17 protein-coding genes are annotated in these 16,907 nt (G+C 50.5%); all 17 read right to left on the bottom strand.

Annotation, left to right across the window (positions count from 1 at the left end; genetic code table 11):
- Positions 1-10 precede the first annotated feature (10 nt).
- The 17 genes from rpsO to ACJAYR_RS03770 all read right to left on the bottom strand — a co-directional run bounded on the left by rpsO (position 11) and on the right by ACJAYR_RS03770 (position 16,863).
- The gene (gene rpsO, locus ACJAYR_RS03850; protein WP_415235368.1) at positions 11-280 is read right to left on the bottom strand and encodes a 30S ribosomal protein S15; all 270 of its coding nucleotides are present in this window, start codon (positions 278-280) and stop codon (positions 11-13) included.
- Positions 281-296: 16 nt separating this feature from the next.
- A complete protein-coding gene (gene truB, locus ACJAYR_RS03845) occupies positions 297-1,193 on the bottom strand; it encodes a tRNA pseudouridine(55) synthase TruB (protein WP_415235367.1) in 897 nt (298 codons plus the stop codon).
- On the bottom strand, positions 1,193-1,576 hold the full coding sequence (gene rbfA / locus ACJAYR_RS03840) for a 30S ribosome-binding factor RbfA (protein WP_415235366.1): 384 nt from the start codon (positions 1,574-1,576) through the stop codon (positions 1,193-1,195). Before rbfA ends, truB begins: the two co-directional genes overlap by 1 nt.
- Before the next feature lie 81 nt (positions 1,577-1,657).
- Entirely contained in the window at positions 1,658-4,366 is a 2,709-nt protein-coding gene (gene infB, locus ACJAYR_RS03835; RefSeq protein WP_415235365.1) for a translation initiation factor IF-2, read from the bottom strand.
- Positions 4,367-4,385: 19 nt separating this feature from the next.
- Positions 4,386-5,045: an RNA-binding protein gene (locus ACJAYR_RS03830; RefSeq protein WP_246201940.1), complete on the bottom strand. Its 660-nt coding sequence runs from the start codon at positions 5,043-5,045 to the stop codon at positions 4,386-4,388.
- On the bottom strand, positions 4,993-6,555 hold the full coding sequence (nusA, locus tag ACJAYR_RS03825) for a transcription termination factor NusA (protein ID WP_169543564.1): 1,563 nt from the start codon (positions 6,553-6,555) through the stop codon (positions 4,993-4,995). The genes ACJAYR_RS03830 and nusA overlap by 53 nt, the downstream gene beginning before the upstream one ends.
- A 25-nt stretch (positions 6,556-6,580) precedes the next feature.
- A complete protein-coding gene (rimP, locus tag ACJAYR_RS03820) occupies positions 6,581-7,072 on the bottom strand; it encodes a ribosome maturation factor RimP (protein ID WP_169543563.1) in 492 nt (163 codons plus the stop codon).
- A gap of 186 nt (positions 7,073-7,258) precedes the next feature.
- A complete protein-coding gene (gene trmB, locus ACJAYR_RS03815) occupies positions 7,259-7,957 on the bottom strand; it encodes a tRNA (guanine(46)-N(7))-methyltransferase TrmB (RefSeq protein ID WP_415235364.1) in 699 nt (232 codons plus the stop codon).
- A gap of 7 nt (positions 7,958-7,964) precedes the next feature.
- On the bottom strand, positions 7,965-9,134 hold the full coding sequence (gene metK, locus ACJAYR_RS03810) for a methionine adenosyltransferase (RefSeq protein WP_169543561.1): 1,170 nt from the start codon (positions 9,132-9,134) through the stop codon (positions 7,965-7,967).
- Between the two features lie 133 nt (positions 9,135-9,267).
- On the bottom strand, positions 9,268-9,678 hold the full coding sequence (locus ACJAYR_RS03805) for a helix-turn-helix domain-containing protein (protein WP_415235363.1): 411 nt from the start codon (positions 9,676-9,678) through the stop codon (positions 9,268-9,270).
- 214 nt (positions 9,679-9,892) lie between these two features.
- Positions 9,893-11,452, bottom strand: coding sequence for an apolipoprotein N-acyltransferase (gene lnt / locus ACJAYR_RS03800; protein WP_415235362.1), 1,560 nt, complete (start codon positions 11,450-11,452; stop codon positions 9,893-9,895).
- Positions 11,449-12,366 carry a transporter associated domain-containing protein gene (locus ACJAYR_RS03795; protein ID WP_415235361.1) on the bottom strand — a complete coding sequence of 306 codons (918 nt, stop codon included), beginning with the start codon at positions 12,364-12,366 and terminating at the stop codon, positions 11,449-11,451. The genes lnt and ACJAYR_RS03795 overlap by 4 nt, the downstream gene beginning before the upstream one ends.
- Complete coding sequence (gene ybeY / locus ACJAYR_RS03790) at positions 12,363-12,965, bottom strand: rRNA maturation RNase YbeY (protein ID WP_415235360.1); 603 nt, start codon at positions 12,963-12,965, stop codon at positions 12,363-12,365. The genes ACJAYR_RS03795 and ybeY overlap by 4 nt, the downstream gene beginning before the upstream one ends.
- 7 nt (positions 12,966-12,972) lie before the next feature.
- Positions 12,973-14,013: a PhoH family protein gene (locus tag ACJAYR_RS03785; RefSeq protein ID WP_415235359.1), complete on the bottom strand. Its 1,041-nt coding sequence runs from the start codon at positions 14,011-14,013 to the stop codon at positions 12,973-12,975.
- Positions 14,014-14,033: 20 nt separating this feature from the next.
- Positions 14,034-15,395 carry a tRNA (N6-isopentenyl adenosine(37)-C2)-methylthiotransferase MiaB gene (gene miaB / locus ACJAYR_RS03780; protein ID WP_415235358.1) on the bottom strand — a complete coding sequence of 454 codons (1,362 nt, stop codon included), beginning with the start codon at positions 15,393-15,395 and terminating at the stop codon, positions 14,034-14,036.
- 171 nt (positions 15,396-15,566) lie between these two features.
- The gene (locus ACJAYR_RS03775) at positions 15,567-16,349 is read right to left on the bottom strand and encodes a lysophospholipid acyltransferase family protein (RefSeq protein WP_415235357.1); all 783 of its coding nucleotides are present in this window, start codon (positions 16,347-16,349) and stop codon (positions 15,567-15,569) included.
- A 28-nt stretch (positions 16,350-16,377) separates the two neighbouring features.
- The gene (locus ACJAYR_RS03770; protein ID WP_169543554.1) at positions 16,378-16,863 is read right to left on the bottom strand and encodes a Fur family transcriptional regulator; all 486 of its coding nucleotides are present in this window, start codon (positions 16,861-16,863) and stop codon (positions 16,378-16,380) included.
- Between the last annotated feature and the right edge of the window lie 44 nt (positions 16,864-16,907).

Raw genomic sequence — 16,907 nt, 5'->3', positions numbered from 1 at the left:
AAGATACACGTTACTTACGGATGCCAAGACGTTTGATGACAGTCTGGTAACGGCTTTCATCATTCTTTTTAAGATAGTCCAGCAACCGACGACGCTTGCTCACCATCTTAAGGAGACCACGACGGGAATGCTTGTCCTTTTTGTGGCCTTTAAAATGTTCTGTAAGGTTTACGATGCGCTCTGATAGAATGGCAATCTGAACCTCAGGGGATCCTGTATCGCCTTCTTTAGTCGCGAAATCCTTGATCAGGTCTGCTTTTTTTTCTGCAGTGATCGACATCAATATACTCCATAAGTCAAATATTAAACACACGGACAGGAAACAGGTTGTTGTCTTCTATACGACAAATAGCAACCGGGATATTTCCCTCCATTGCGCAGACAACACCGTCTGCTTGATTTGGGATCACCACGTCATTGCCGTGCCTCACGCGATTAGCCTGAGTTTCCGAAATGGCCACCGCCGGGATGTCGTCCAGCGCGGTCGTCAAGGGAAGTAAATCCTCAAATTCCGCCGGACACTGCCACAGCTTTTCCAATTTATCCAGTGAAATCGCATCTTTATCGGAAAAAGGCCCGACTCTAGTGCGGCGTAGTTGCGTCAAGTGCGCAACAGTGCCTAAAGAGACCGCAATATCCCTAGCCAATGCCCGTATGTAGGTGCCTTTCCCGCAGGAAACCCGGAAGATCGCATGGTCGGGATCAACGATATTTTCGAGTGTCAGCGAGAGAATCGATACCTCCCGTTCCGGAATAACAACATCCTGACCATCCCGCGCCAGTTTGTAGGCCCGTTTACCGTCTATTTTAATCGCTGAATAAGCGGGAGGTGTCTGCCGGATGGTTCCGATGAATTGCGAAAGAATGGCGGTGATGGCGTCACGGTCCGGACGGTGTACCGACGTTTCGACAACCTCTCCTTCAATATCGTCTGTATTGCGGCTTTCGCCCCAGCGGGCGGTAAACGTATATTCTTTCGTTCCGTCCATCATATAGGGTGTGGTTTTTGTCGCTTCTCCCAGCGCGAGAGGGAGAACACCGGTCGCGAAAGGATCCAGCGTCCCTGCATGGCCTGCCTTCTGGGCGTTGGTGACCCGCTTGACGATGGCCACCGCAGTGGCTGAACTCATATCAGCCGGTTTATCGATGTTGAGCCACCCGTGTATTGGACTCCCTTTACGTCGCCGTGCCATTAGTCGTCCTGTGGCTTGTTCCGCCGGATCAGGTCTTCAATATGATCCCCGTAATCAAAGGATTCGTCTTTTTTAAACACCAGCTTGGGGGTGAACTTCATGCTAAGCTGTCTTGCCATCTCGCTTTGAATAAAGCCAGCGGAGCGGTTTAAGCCTGCCAGGATGGTGTCTTCGTTCATTCCGCCCAAAGGGATCACATAAACGGTGGCATGGCGCATGTCGGGGCTCGCCTGGACTTCTGTAACGGTGACAGAATTTCCGGCAACATCCGGATCGTGAATATTTCCTTCGGCGAGAACCTCCGCCAGAATATGGCGCAGCTGTTCGCCAACGCGAAGCTGTCGTTTGCTTGCTGTTTTGCTAGGGTGTTTTCGGGATGCCATGGGATCCTCATAAAGCAAAAAAGGCAGGGGTCTGAACCCCTGCACTCTTAATTAGACTTAGTGGCCGGTCTGAACCGGAAATCAGAGTTCGCGGGCGACTTCCACCACGTCGAAACATTCGATGAAATCACCGACTTTCAAATCATGGTAGTTTTCAAACGCCATACCACATTCCATACCGGATTTAACCTCTTTCACTTCGTCCTTGAAGCGTTTCAAGGTTGAGAGGGTTCCTTCATGGATAACCACGTTATCGCGCAGCAGACGAACTTTGGCACCGCGTTTCACAACGCCTTCTGTTACCATACAACCACCGATGTTACCCACTTTCGTGATGTTAAACACTTCACGAATTTCAGCATATCCGAGGAAGTCTTCCCGCAATGTCGGTGCCAGCATTCCAGACAGCATCGCTTTAATGTCGTCGATGACATTGTAGATGACGGAATAATACTGGATATCAATGCCCTGAGCTTCAGCCTCTTCACGCGCCTGTTTATTGGCACGTGTATTGAAGGCGACGATCATGGCCTGAGAGGCTGCTGCCAGCGAAATATCGGATTCTGTAATCCCGCCCACGCCGGACAGAAGAACATTTACCTTCACTTCGTCAGTTGCCAGTTTCTCCAAGGAGGTAACAATTGCTTCGGCAGAGCCTTGAACGTCCGCTTTCACGACGATCGGAAGTTCATCCGCTGTACCTTCTTTAATTGCAGAGAACATCTGCTCGATGGTACCACGTGCCTTCGCTGTTACTTTCTTCTCTTTGGCGACCCGCTGGCGATATTCGGCAATTTCTTTTGCCTGACCTTCGGTTTCGGTTACGACAAAATCGTCACCGGCAATCGGCGATCCCTGAATACCCAGAACTTCTACTGGAACAGAAGGACCGGCTTCCTCTACCTGGTTGCCGCGATAGTCGAGAAGGGCCCGAACTTTACCGTAGGCAGGACCGGATACGAAGTTGTCTCCAACCCGCAAGGTTCCTTTCTTAACCAGAACTGTTGCCACCATGCCGCGACCGGTTTCGATCTTGGCTTCAACCACTGAACCATGGGCTGAGCGGTTCGGATTGGCTTTAAGTTCCAGAATTTCAGCCTGAAGAAGCACGGCTTCCTGAAGGGCGTCGAGACCTGTGCCTTTCAATGCAGAAACTTCAACCGTTTGAATGTCACCACCCATTTCTTCAACGAACACTTCGTGCTGAAGAAGTTGCTGGCGCACTTTATCCGGATTGGCATCTGGTTTGTCACATTTATTGATCGCGACAATCATCGGTACCTGAGCTGCTTTCGCGTGCTTAATCGCCTCAATGGTTTGCGGCATGACGCTATCGTCTGCGGCCACCACCAAAATCACAATATCCGTTACCTCAGCGCCCCGCATCCGCATTGCCGTAAAGGCTTCGTGGCCCGGTGTATCAAGGAACGTGATGAGATCGCCTGATGCCAGATTAACCTGATAGGCGCCGATATGCTGCGTAATACCGCCTGCCTCACCAGAGACAATGTCAGTTTTCCGCAACGCGTCGAGAAGCGATGTCTTACCATGGTCAACATGGCCCATAACAGCGACAACAGGTGCGCGTGGCTGCAATGTGTCAGGTGAATCCATATCATCGCCACCCAGCCCGATTTCAACGTCAGACTCGGCAATACGTTTTGGCGTATGGCCCAGCTCTTCCACAACCAGTTCAGCCGTGTCGGCATCGATGGTTTGGCTGGCGGTCGCCATAATACCCAATTTCATAAGGGACTTAATCACGTCAACAGACCGCTCTGTCATCCTGTTCGCCAGTTCCTGTACGGAAATAACTTCAGGAATGGTAACTTCACGGAACACTTTTTGCGGGCTGTCCGCAGGCTGTGCCATCTGTTTTCTACGGGCGCGTTTGACGGCTGCAAGAGACCGTTGCTTAGGACCGCGATCATCAAGGGCTTCCCCGATGGTCAAGCGACCAGAGCGACGACGTGGTTGAGCATCACGGCGTGTGGCTGTTGCCGCACGGTCGTCAGCAGCGCCACGTTTGACGGTTTTCTTCCGTCCAGCAGGGCCAGTTGTCGCTGGCTTGTCTGTGCCCGGTGCATCGTTTGTTTTAGGGCGCGCGGGCTGACCTGCGCGGTCCTGGGTTGGCTTTGCCGTGCGTTGGCGCGGCTCTTCCTGTTGCGGTGCTGTTTTCTTTTTCTCGCGGTGAACGGCAGCCTGTGCTTCTTTCGTTGCATTGACTTCTTCAAGCAAGCGGCGCGCTTCTTCCTCTTCGGCCTTGCGGCGTTCTTCAGGAGAGCGTCGTTTGGAAACTTTTTCCGCTTCTTTCTGTTCTTTGCTGCTTACTTTCTCGGCAGCGGCCTGTTCTTCAGCGAGGCGCTGTTCCTGCTCTGCTCTCAGGCGGGCATTTTCAGCGTCAATTTCTTTCTGTTTAACAGCCTGCTCCCGGGCACCCTGAAGGGCGGCAGCGCGGGCAGCCATTTCATCGCGTGTCAGAATGCTACCGTCTTTTTTACCGCGGGATTTTGATCCCTGGCCTGATCCGGCATTCTTTGAAACACTTAAGGTGCGTTTCGGGGATTTCGGTGCAGGTTGCGCAGCCGAAGGGGTTGCCACAGATTTCTGTGAACTTGGTGCGGCGCCAGCTGGGGCACCTCGTTTTTTGCGCACTTCTACTTGCACCGTTTTAGTGCGACCTACAAGGTTCTGGTGAACCTTACCGCTGTCACCGGTGCCCTTTTTTACTTCCAGCGGTTTGTTCAGGCTAAGCGATTTGCGCCCACCCTTGTCGTTTGATTCAGTCATTCTTACTCCGACCCGGTCTTTAACCTTCATAGTTGGCGTTTCTCAGACCTGCCAGCCTGGAAACTTCAACCAAAAACTTTTCTGTTGGTCCCGCTCGGACCATTGACACATGGATGGCATTTTCAAGCCCCAGTGCCTTGCTTAGTTCATCGCTGTCAAACAGCTCTACTAACGGGAGCGAACCCGCCAGTCGTCTCAATTTTTGTCTGCCGTCATCCGCACCATCTGAAGCCGCCAGCAAAATAGCTGCTTTGCCGTTCTTCAATGATGCCTCGACTTTGGCAAACCCCGTTACAACAAGCCCGCCTTTTCGCCCGAGGCCCAGAAGATCCAGACATCTTTTCGCCAAACCCGCTTCAACAATATCGCAAAGATCGTCTGCGACAGAAACCGGTTGTTTGGCAGAACGCGCAAACAAGCCTTTTTTTCGGGCTAATTCAATATTCTCTTTTTTACTCTCAATCCATATACCGCGCCCGGGCAGTTTTTTATGGACATCGTGAACCAGTACACCGTCAGGTGAGACAACAAAGCGCAAAAGGCCACTTGTCTTCAAAACCTGTCCAGTCGCTATACATCGCCGGACTGGTTCACTCAAGTCTTGTTGTTGACGCCTTGACGCTGATTTATGCGTCTTCCTCGTCACCGTCTTCCGCCTCCGCTGGTGTTTCTTCGTCATCAAACCAGTGAGCGCGGGCTGCCATGACAATATCATTGGCAGTATCCATATCAAGACCAAACCCTTTAAGGATTCCGTCTTCTTCACTGATCAGCTCATCGCCAGACAAATCGGCAAGATCATCGAGCTCTTTAACACCCGCTTCACCTAGAGCAACCACCATTGGTGGTGTCAGAACTTCAATCGCAACAATATCGTCGCTGACACCAAGCTCAAGACGTTTTTCTTCCATCTCAGCATGGTAGTTTTGAATATATTCCTGCGCACGACGGATCAGCTCTTCAGCAATCTCTTCGTCGAAACCTTCGATTTCTGCAATTGAAGAAGCTTCTTCATACATGATTTCTTCGATTGTTGCGAACCCTTCTGCAGCTAAAAGCTGAGCAATTGTCTCATCAACGTCCAAAGCCCGCATGAATTCATTCGTCCGGTCTGTAAATTCAGCCTGACGGCGGTTTGATTCTTCTTCTTCTGTCAGAATATCGATGTCCCACTTGGACAACTGCGTTGCCAGTCGAACGTTCTGTCCGCGCCGACCAATTGCCAGTGAAAGCTGGTCATCCGGAACAACAACCTCGATACGGCTGGCGTCCTCATCCAGAACCACCTTGGCCACTTCAGCCGGAGCCAACGCGTTCACAATAAAGCTGGCTTGGTCTGGCGACCATTGAATGATATCGATTTTTTCGCCTTGCAGTTCGTTCACAACTGCCTGTACGCGGGAGCCCCGCATACCAACACAGGCGCCGACTGGGTCGATGCTTGGGTCGCTGGAGATAACCGCAATTTTTGCCCGGCTGCCCGGATCCCGTGCAACGGCCTTGATTTCGATAATACCATCATAAATTTCAGGGACTTCCTGACCAAATAGTTTGGCCATGAAATCCGGGTGGGTCCGCGATAGAAAAATCTGCGGTCCGCGCTGTTCGCGCCGAACATCAAAAATGTAGGCCCGGATGCGATCGCCCTGACGGAAGCTTTCCCGTGGAAGCAGGTTGTCGCGTCGAACAACGGCGTCTGCTTTACCAAGGTCAACCGTTACATTGCCAAACTCAACCCGTTTCACGATGCCGTTGATGACATCCCCGATACGGTCTTTATATTCGATATACTGGCGCTCACGCTCAGCTTCCCGAACTTTCTGAACAATAACCTGCTTCGCAGTCTGAGCCGCGATCCGGCCAAAATCAATGGGCGGTAATGGCTCAGAAAGGAGGGTGCCGATTTCAGCATCTTCTGCCACATCACGAGCTTGCTCCAATGTCATTTGGGCCGCTTCGTTCTCGACTTCTTCGACAACTTCGATCACGCGGGCAAGGCGAATTTCGCCGGTGCCCCGATCAATGTTAGCCCGAATGTCATTTTCGTGACCATATTTTGCTCGGGCTGCTTTCTGGATCGCTTCTTCCATTGCTTCCAGAACAATATCCCGGTCAATCAGTTTTTCTCGGGCAACCGTATCAGCGACCTGTAGTAATTCCAGTCGATTTAAACTCGCGGCTGATTCCATGACTCTCTATCCGTCCAATATCTGATCAGGACCTGTTGCCGTCTTGACTAGCGGCAATCAGCTCATCTGTTAATACCAGCTTTGCTTTTCGCAACTCAGCGAAAGGCAGCAATATTTTTTCTCCAGCGTCATTCAGAAGAACAATTTCTTCATCCTGTAGACCAAGTAATTTACCACGGTATCTGCGCTGGCCATCTACCGCTTCGTCCAACTCCACTTTCGCTTCGAATCCGGACCACCTATCAAAATCTTTAAGGCGTGTCAGCGGGCGATCGATACCCGGTGAAGAAACCTCAAGTTCATAGGCTTCGCTGATTGGGTCTTCCACATCCAGCAAGGCAGAAACTGTTCTGCTTACTTCTTCGCAGCCTTCAATTGTCATTGTACCATCTTCACGTTCGGCCATGATCTGCAAAATCTGCCGATCGCCTCCTGTAAAGGTCACTCTGACAAGCTCATACCCCAAATCTGATAAAGACGGTGTAATCAACTCTGCAATCTTAGCGGTTGGATCCAATCAATCCTCTTTCCGGCCTTTTTTTCGGTACGAAACCAAAAGCAAAAGGCCCATAAACAAAAACAGTGGACCATCGGCCCACTGTCCAGAAGCTCATCCGGACGGTGAGCGAACAGTAATAATTTCCTGTATAATAGTCCGAATGCCGCCAATGCCAAGCCTTTTCTTGCTTGGAGAAGATCAAATTTAGCGGGGCCGCCGGATGAAACGGTAGTAAACAGATTGACGTCCTTCGCGCAACGCTTTTGCTTCATACCGGGTTTGAGGCCAGTCATCGCCGCGAATGCGCCAATCTTTTGGCGACTCAGCGATCCAGACAAAGTCTTCAGATTGTAACATATGCCACAAAATCCAGGCTCCGTAATTGGTATGATCTGTACCAATCCTCAGTTCTGCATTATCTTCCAGAACCCGCGCGAGGGCTGCGATATTCTTTTCTGAAACGAATCGCCGCTTGTGATGAGACGATTTTGGCCATGGATCGGCGAATAACAGAAAGCCCTTATTGATTGACGCTTCGGGGAGCTTTTCCATTAATAATTCGGCGGCTTCGTTATGAATCCGCACATTGTTACACCCTTTTTCCTCAAGTTTGAGGATCAGAGCAGCGACACCATTGATGAAGGGTTCGCAGCCAATAATTCCCACATCCGGGTGATGGTCTGCCTGCCACGCCAGATGTTCGCCGGCGCCAAAACCGATTTCCAGCCAGGTGGTTTCAAAATTGCCGCCGAACAGGGCGTTCAGGTCAATCGTTTCTGCCCCCAGCGGTACCTGGAGGGTCGGAAAGATATCATCGATGGCATGCCGTTGGCCTTTGCGCAGGGTTTTACCCCTGCGCCGCCCATACAGAATACGCTTTCTGTCCGGTCTGTCGTCGGCCATTAATGGATTATCCGAACGCTGATTTCAGGCTATCGACAAGATCCAGTCTCTCCCATGAGAAACCGCCATCGTCTTCTGCGTCCCGTCCAAAGTGACCATAGGCCGCTGTTCTGGCATAGACAGGCTTGTTCAGGTTCAAATGTTCCCGAATCCCGCGAGGGCTCAGATCCATTACGTCCATCAGAACTTCAGACAGACGGCTTTCGTCCACCTGACCTGTGCCATACAGATCAACATACAAAGACAATGGTTTGGAAACACCAATGGCATAAGAAACCTGAATGCAGCATTTATCTGCAAGGCCGGCAGCCACAACATTCTTTGCCAGATATCGGGAGGCATAGGCTGCAGAGCGGTCCACCTTGGTCGGATCTTTGCCGGAAAAGGCGCCGCCACCGTGCGGGGCTGCCCCGCCGTAGGTGTCTACGATGATTTTACGTCCGGTCAGGCCGGCATCACCGTCCGGGCCGCCAATGACGAATTTACCGGTTGGGTTGACATAAAACTCTTCTTCCGGGCACATCCAGCCATCTGGCATGACATCGGTTACATATTTGCGCACAATCTCACGGACTTCGTCTGTTTCGACATCGTCTGTATGCTGTGTGGAAACCACAATGGATGACGCGCGGACAGGCCGACCATTTTCATAAACCAGCGTGACCTGACTTTTCGAATCCGGGCCCAGTGCTTTTTCCTGACCGGAATGGCGTGCGGCCGCCAGTGATTTCAGGATTTCATGTGAATAATAAATCGGGGCTGGCATCAGCACGTCTGTTTCATTGACGGCAAAGCCAAACATGATGCCCTGATCCCCCGCACCTTCATCCTTATTGCCAGTGGCATCGACGCCCTGTGCAATATCAACGGATTGCTCATGCAGGAAAATATCGACCGCAGCATTTTCCCAATGGAAACCATCCTGCTCATAGCCAATATCCCGAACGGCTGAACGGGCAGCCTCTTCGATCAGGTCTTTGGTGATTGTGTCCGGACCGCGTACTTCGCCAGCAAGGACGATGCGGTTCGTTGTGGTAAGGGTCTCACATGCAACACGTGCATAAGGGTCTTGAGACAGATAAAGGTCCACGATTGTATCAGAGATACGATCACAGACTTTGTCTGGATGACCTTCAGAAACAGATTCGCTTGTAAAGAGATAGTTGGATTGTCGCACGGATAAACCTCGGCTTTCATATCAGGGATTGCTGCTAGCGCTCTGGCTACGCAAATTGATCACAATGACCGGCAATGTAACGTGCTTACCGTCTGGGTCAAGCCTAGAATATCATGGATGTGCGTTGCCGCTGTTACAGATCATCCAAATCGATATTCTGAGCGCCCACAGCTTTAATAAGATCGAACACCCGTTTTCGAACGTCTTCATCCGGTATTTTATAATAGGCACGCACCAGTTCAAGGGTTTCACGTTTTGACAGATGCTGGTGTTCGAAGGCGGTTTCTTCCTCCTGCAGGGTGGAAAATGACGACGCATTTTCCTGCGGCATATCGTCAAAGAAGAAAGCAGGGGGCGCATCCAGAATCTGACTGATTTCATACAGGCGACTGGATCCGATCCGGTTCGCGCCTTTTTCATATTTTTGTATTTGCTGAAAAGTGAGGCCCAGTTCACGGCCCAACTTTTCCTGACTGATCCCCAAAAGGGTTCTGCGCAGTCTAACGCGACTTCCAACATGTACGTCCACTGGATGATGTGGCATGTGTATTCCCCTAAATTTGGATGGGTTTATATCGTCAAACACGTTTCAGCATTTTTCCGGCACCGACAGAAGAACACCTGATAAGAAGGATTGAATACACTATATCGGTGTAAAAATATACTGAATATTGGTTTTCAGTCGCCTGTATCGCTTGTTTCCCCGACTGAAAGTACGCTTTTTTCGTGCATTTTATTGGCCTTACGGACGGGTTTTTTTATTCTGTTGACGGGCGCCTTTGCCAGAACAATCCAACGATCAGAAACAAGCATAACAAGGAGGCCGGCAGGATTTCCCCCGCACGTTTATAAAGGGGAACACTGGCCAGTGGTGCCGGTATGTTGCCATCCAGAATGCCGGGTTCATTCAATGGCAGGCTTTGCAGGACCCGCCCGTATCCGTCAATAACCGCAGAAATGCCCGTATTCGCCGCGCGAATAACGGACATGCCCTGTTCAATGGCCCGGGTTTTGGTCATAACTAAATGTTGATACGGGCCCGATGTGTTTCCAAACCAGCCATCATTGGTCGCATTTAAAATCCAGGAAAAGTCGTCTGCCCCGGATACCTCCCAGGGGAACGCCACTTCATAACAGATCAAAACCCGTGCAGTGGGAAGCCCGGGCAGGGTGACGGTTTGGGATCCTGATACGCCGGCGGAAAAGTCGGACATCGTATCAAGGACAGGAATAACGCGCGAAAGTCCGCTTTCGATCAGCAATGTCCGAAAGGGAAGATATTCGCCGTAAGGGACCAGATGCTGCTTGTCATAGATCCCGGTTACGCCCTGACCCGGTTGTAGAACCTGCACGCTATTCCAATATTGTCTTTTTTCAGGATCTTTGCGCGGTGCCCCGGTTGTTAATGAGCCCCCTTCGGGGATAACCCGGTCCAGATAGGATTGGATAGGTTGATCAGTTGTCAGAAAAAACGGAACGGCAGTTTCCGGCCAAATCAAGTGCCGGATCTGTCCTTTTGCAGGCAGTTTACTCAGATCCGCCAGCTTTTTGACATGCCCGCCTTTCAGTTTTGGCACCCATTTGTCTGCTTGCCGGATATTAGGTTGAACAATCCGAAAGGCGCTATTGGTCAAAGGCGCCGGAGTTTCCGCCCCAAGACGCCAATATCCAGTCAGGATCATAATCCCCAGCAGCGCCGACATGAAAAGCATGGCCCGGTTTTTGTCTTTTTGCGGCATCGCGGCATCCGTCAGGACAACAGGAATGCTGCTGATCAAGACGGTCAGAAGACCAAGTCCAAAAATACCGACAAACGCGGACCATTGCAGCATCGGCAGAATATTGCCCCAGCTATACCCCGTCAGGTTCCAGGGAAATCCAGTGAAAATTGTCCCGCGGACATATTCAGCCAATATCCAAAGACTACTAAAGGCGAGGATTTTGGGGCCGGTTCGCCATCTTAGTAAAAAGGTGCCAAGGGTCGCCAGACCGGGGAAGAGGGCTAAAAAGGCGGGAAGCGCCATGACCGGCAGGGGTATTAAGGCGGCATGTGCGTTTGCATCGATTGTGAAGGCAACGCCGATCCAATAAAAACCGGCAATAAATTGACCCCAGCCAAACCACCAACCAACGAAAAACGCCTGTTTTTTTGTTCGAGCCAATCCCAGCAGGAAAAGGATTGCTGAAAAGCAGACCGGTAGCAGAAAAACAAGATGCAGCGGCGCGAACGTCGTTGCAAATAAAAGTCCCAGAATAAAAGAGAGAGCCGCGATTTTCCAAAAGGCTAGTTTTTCAAATCGCGAAAGCAGGTTGGTCATTCGTCTTCCTGAAGGCTTTCAGGGTCTCGGCGAACCCGAATTCGTTTCACTTTTCGTGGGTCTGCGTCAATGATTTCAAAATTAAGGCCACTGATGTGGGGGATTATTTCGCCGCGGGTTGGGATATGTCCGGCAAGCTGGAAGACCAGTCCGCCAACCGTATCGACATCCTCGTCTTCTTCTTCGGGCAGCAGATCCAGACCCAAAAGATCTTCCAGTTCTGTTATTGCCGCCCGGGCATCCGCTTCGATGGTGCCATTTCCGGAGACAAAGATTAGCGGGCCTTCCTGCTCATCATGTTCGTCTTCGATATCGCCGACGATTTCTTCCACCAGGTCTTCAATCGTGACAAGCCCGTCAATACCGCCATATTCATCCACCACATTGGCCATGTGGATGTGCGTGGCGCGCATTTTGAGCAAAAGATCCTGAACCGTCATGGACGGCGGAACAAAAAGGATTTCGCGGGTAAAATTTTGCCAGTTGGTATGTTCGGTTTGTCCCCAGAAATTGATCAGGTCTTTGATGTGGAACATGCCCACAACATTATCCAGGTTTTCTTTATAAACGGGCAAACGTGAATGGCTGGTATCGCTAAACCGGGCAACAACCTGTTCCAGGGAAAGGCTATTGTCGATCGCTTCAATATCAGCCCGTGGGATCATGACATCGCTGACATTCAGTGCCCCGATTGACAGAATATTTGTCAGCATGGCTTTTTCAGTCGCGTTTATCGCCTGCTCGGGATCGTTATGTTCTTCGATGAGTTCTTCAAGTGTGGATCTGACACTTCCATCTGTTTGGGGGGACAGACGGAAAATGTTGAATAACCTGGAAAAGAACCCTTGTTTCTCAGGGAGGGTCTCTTCTTCAATCTGTTCAGGGACAGGGGCGTCAGTTTGTTGTGTATTCATTTCTGTTCAGGTGTCTCCATCCTGAAAGTATCGTTTGGTTTATAAGGATTGTCGATATTCATTTTTTGCAGGATTTCAATTTCCAGCAGCTCCATAACATCGGCTTCGTTATCCTCTTCATGATCATAACCCAGCAAGTGTAGCATACCATGTGTAATCAAATGACTAAGATGTTGATCCAGTGTTTTTTTCTGATCTATTGCTTCCTGACGGATGGTTTCTTCTGCAAGAACAATATCGCCCAGAATAAGCGGTTCTGAAAATCGGGCGGCTGAAAGCAGGTTATCCTGTGTCAGGGTAGTATCGGGGAAAGACAGAACATTTGTTGGTGCATCCTTGCCCCGGAAATCCCGATTTAAAATCTGAATTTCTGCGTCACTGGTATAGCGAAAACTGATTTCTATACAGGGTGAGAAGTCGTCCAGATTCAGATCCAGTCCGGGCACGATATGGAGGAGCGACTGCACACAGCACAGGCGGGTTCGCGACTGAACCAGATCAGCCTCCGATGCCCAACAGTCTTCTTCCATGGAAACAGCACTCTCACAGGCAAAGCCCATGTCGGCCAAAGCTGCCTCAGCTTGTTCAATATTTGTCACGCGTGTCTCAATCAGGCCGTTTCAAATTCAATTTTTTCTCACGTTCATGCTCGCCGTAGGCCCGCACAATCCGGGTGACCAGCGGGTGCCGGACAACATCAGATTCGCCAAAATTAATGAAATCAACGCCTTTGACCCCATCCAGAATTTTCACAGCTTCCTGCAATCCGGAACGGACGCCAAGCGGCAGATCGACCTGCGACAAGTCACCGGTCACGGCCATGCGCGAATTTTCACCCATCCGGGTCAGTAGCATTTTCATTTGGACGGGCGTGGTATTTTGTGCCTCGTCCAGAATGATGGCAGCGTTTGACAGGGTCCGACCCCGCATGAACGCCAGTGCCGCCACTTCAATTTCCCCATTTTCCAGCCGCTTAACCACTTCTTCGGCCGGCAGCATGTCATACAGGGCGTCGTATAAGGGACGCAGATAAGGATCAATTTTATCGCGCATGTCGCCGGGCAGAAATCCGAGTTTTTCGCCGGCTTCCACAGCGGGGCGTGCCAGAATAATCCGGTCGACCTGATTTTCGATCAGCATGGCCACAGCATTGGCCACGGCCAGATACGTTTTGCCCGTACCGGCTGGCCCTAATCCAAAGACCAGTTCATGTTTGCGCAGGGAGCTGACATAATAAGATTGATTGGTCGAGCGTGGTGTAATCCGCCTGCGTTTTGTTACAATCATTGCTCCGGTTGAGGCGACAGAGCCCCGGCTTCCGTCAGATGCGGGAAGGTCACGGGCCATTCGAATGGCCGCATCTACTTCGCCTTCCGTTACTTCCAGATCTTTTTCAAGCCGGGCATACAAGTCCTGTAGAACTTTTTTGGTAATGGTCCGGTTTTCCTTGGGGCCTGAAATCGCCATTTTATTGCCGCGCGGTGCCACAGAAACATCCATTTCCTGTTCAATGCGGGCCAAATAACGATCATGCTCTCCAACCAATTGAGCGACCAAGTGATTGTCATCAAATTCGATGATCGTCACCTTGTCATTGGCAGACTTTTTACTGGTTTTTGTTGTCGCGTCCGAGGGTTGTTGTGGCACTTTCTCTCCTGATGCCCGAATTATGCGGCGCTGGCCGTTGATCCGGTTTTGAGTTTGCCCCGAAGGGAATTGGCATTGCCTTCTTCGACAACAACCGTTGCAATACGTCCGATCCGATGGGGAGGGGATTGGACAAACACTGACTGCATATACGGGCTTCTTCCAATAAGCTGCCCTTCTTTCTTGCCTTCACGTTCCAATAAGACGTCAATTTCTTCTCCTTCAAACGTGCGGTTGAAGGAAAGCTGTTGTTCGTTTAACAAAGCCTGAAGGCGCGCCAGTCGTTCAGATTTTACCTCTTCTGGTATCATCTGTCCCTCAAGGGCCGCAGCCGGAGTTCCGGGCCGTGGACTGTATTTGAAACTGTAGGCTTGCGCGTAATTTACATCACGAACCAATTGCATGGTGTCTTCGAATTCAGCATCGGTTTCACCAGGAAAACCGACAATAAAATCCCCGGACAGGGCAAGGTCAGGACGATAATTCCGCAGCTTTTCGATAATGGTTCTGTATTGAGCGCCAGTATGCCGGCGGTTCATTGCTTCCAAAATCCGGTCTGACCCTGCCTGTACAGGCAAATGAAGATATGGCATCAGGATGTCTACATCCCGGTGGGTCTTGCACAGGTCTTCCGTCATTTCCAGTGGGTGGGACGTCGTATAACGAAGGCGTTGCAACCCATCAATCCCGGCCAGTTCCTGAATAAGTTCAGCCAGAGAATAGGCGCGACCGTTCGGGCCTTCGCCATGATAGGCGTTTACATTCTGTCCCAACAGCGTGATTTCCCGGGTACCTCCGGCAATCATTCGTTTCGCTTCCGCAACGATACTGGCGACCGGGCGCGAGAATTCAGCGCCTCGCGTATACGGAACAACACAAAAGGCGCAGAATTTATCGCAGCCTTCCTGAACCGTGAGAAAGGCACTCAGATTTGTATCAATGGCTTCGTCGGGCAGATAGTCAAATTTAGGCTCGATCGGGAAGTCTGTGTCCAGAATCTGACCAGCACCGCGGGTAGCTTCGGCCATCATTTCCGGCAGCTTGTGATAAGATTGTGGGCCAAAGACCATATCGACATAAGGTGCGCGTTTCATGATTTCGGCGCCTTCGGCTTGCGCAACGCAACCGGCGACGGCGATGATCATGCCGCCCTGATCTTTCTCTTCCTTGGCTTTGCGCATATTGCGCAATCGGCCCAGCTCTGAAAAAGTTTTTTCAGACGCCTTTTCCCGAATATGGCATGTATTCAAAATTGCCATATCGGCGCCGTTTGGCTGGTTTGTCAGAGAATATCCCAAAGGGGAAAGAATGTCGGCCATACGTGCAGAATCATATACGTTCATCTGGCAGCCGTATGTTGAGATATAAAGTTTTTTGGTCACTGGTCCTCGCTGACCATTGTCGTCGTAAAAATACTGTTAGACACTGGCACTACTCATAATATGTCTCTATGTATCTTTGTCTTATCAGGAAACAATAGATTAATGAAGAAGTAGATAAGCAAAGTCGAGTCGAATACAATTCAAGGTACCGATAAAAGACATGTTATACTACTAAAACTCGGGTCTGCCCGTCATTGCGCGGGACAAACCATGAGCAATGACCCGTTGGCAGTCGGCGGCCATGTCTTTTCGGGAATCATACTGATCGATCGTTACGGGTTTATGAAAGCGAAGTTCGGCTGTTATTTTGCCGGATTTCAAGAAATCCCAAACATGCGATAACAGATTTTCATCCCCCACCCAGGCAACAATACCCATGGTCCCGCGGGTCATCATCAGATTATCCATCATGCTATAGGCCAGAGTTACGGGCTGAACCGTCAGGGGAGCGTCCCCAGCGTGACTTTCGGCCAACGCAAAGTAGGCGCTTTTGAAATTTTGGATAACAATACCGTTGGAAGAGGTGCCTTCGGGAAACAGAAATATATTATCGCCCTGTTCCAGATGCTCCTGCATGTCGTCCTTATGGGTTTTTACGGAGGGGCGGGATCTTGAAATGAAAATGGTTTGTTGCAGCCGGGACAAGCGTCCAATAAACGGATATTTGGCAACTTCCTGCTTGGCGACAAAACTGCCTTTGATGGCTTTGCCAACGACGGGGATATCCAGCCATGAAATGTGGTTGATGACAAAAAGGGTCGGCTTGTTCTGCGCCGGCGTGCCATGGATTTCCACTTGAACTCGCAACAGGCGGCAAAGACCACGATGAAAAAGTTGTGGCAGGGTGTAGCGGTGTTTCGGCATCGCCATCAGAACAATGAATTGTGGCAGGACCAAAATGCCCGCCCATAAAAGAACGGCGGCAATAACGAAAAGAGAACGGATAAATGTCATGGCGTTTCAGGCAACAAACTGTTGTTGCCTATTTGTCCTTCTTTTGCAAAGAAGTCTGGTTGATGTTGACAACAGATTCTTCCGGTGTAGCCGTTGAGACTGCATTGTCATCCAGCGGTTCTCCGTACAGTTCGAGACGGTGGTCAATCAACCGAAAGCCCAGTTCCTTTGCGATCAAGGTTTGCAGTTCTTCGATCTTTTCACTGGTAAATTCGATAACCTGGCCTGTTTTTACATTGATCAGGTGATCGTGATGCTGGTCTGATACTTCTTCATAACGGGCGCGACCATCACCGAAATCATGCCGTTCAAGAATACCATTTTCTTCAAACATCCGAACGGTTCTATATACGGTCGAAATGCTGATTGTATCATCAACATCCGAGGCCCGTTTATAAACCAGTTCCACGTCAGGATGGTCCTGGGACTCTGACAACACACGGGCAATCACCCGGCGCTGTTCTGTCATTCGCAGACCTTTGTCCACACACAGTTGTTCCAATCGCGATGGCATACGTGCCCTCTATCTACCTGAATATCTAAGATGTTCGGCCAGTC

This window comes from Sneathiella sp., from assembly GCF_047631475.1.
In the GTDB taxonomy this organism is placed as follows: domain Bacteria; phylum Pseudomonadota; class Alphaproteobacteria; order Sneathiellales; family Sneathiellaceae; genus Sneathiella.
This window is presented reverse-complemented; position numbering and strand designations above follow the sequence as displayed.

Excerpts from the sequence above, each read along its gene's own strand:
- rpsO (WP_415235368.1), bottom strand. The coding sequence starts at position 280 with ATGTCGATCACTGCAGAAAAAAAAGCAGACCTGATCAAGGATTTCGCG.
- truB (WP_415235367.1), bottom strand. The coding sequence starts at position 1,193 with ATGGCACGGCGACGTAAAGGGAGTCCAATACACGGGTGGCTCAACATC.
- rbfA (WP_415235366.1), bottom strand. The coding sequence starts at position 1,576 with ATGGCATCCCGAAAACACCCTAGCAAAACAGCAAGCAAACGACAGCTT.
- infB (WP_415235365.1), bottom strand. The coding sequence starts at position 4,366 with ATGACTGAATCAAACGACAAGGGTGGGCGCAAATCGCTTAGCCTGAAC.
- ACJAYR_RS03830 (WP_246201940.1), bottom strand. The coding sequence starts at position 5,045 with ATGACGAAGAAACACCAGCGGAGGCGGAAGACGGTGACGAGGAAGACG.
- nusA (WP_169543564.1), bottom strand. The coding sequence starts at position 6,555 with ATGGAATCAGCCGCGAGTTTAAATCGACTGGAATTACTACAGGTCGCT.
- trmB (WP_415235364.1), bottom strand. The coding sequence starts at position 7,957 with ATGGCCGACGACAGACCGGACAGAAAGCGTATTCTGTATGGGCGGCGC.
- ACJAYR_RS03805 (WP_415235363.1), bottom strand. The coding sequence starts at position 9,678 with ATGCCACATCATCCAGTGGACGTACATGTTGGAAGTCGCGTTAGACTG.
- lnt (WP_415235362.1), bottom strand. The coding sequence starts at position 11,452 with ATGACCAACCTGCTTTCGCGATTTGAAAAACTAGCCTTTTGGAAAATC.
- ACJAYR_RS03795 (WP_415235361.1), bottom strand. The coding sequence starts at position 12,366 with ATGAATACACAACAAACTGACGCCCCTGTCCCTGAACAGATTGAAGAA.
- ACJAYR_RS03775 (WP_415235357.1), bottom strand. The coding sequence starts at position 16,349 with ATGACATTTATCCGTTCTCTTTTCGTTATTGCCGCCGTTCTTTTATGG.
- ACJAYR_RS03770 (WP_169543554.1), bottom strand. The coding sequence starts at position 16,863 with ATGCCATCGCGATTGGAACAACTGTGTGTGGACAAAGGTCTGCGAATG.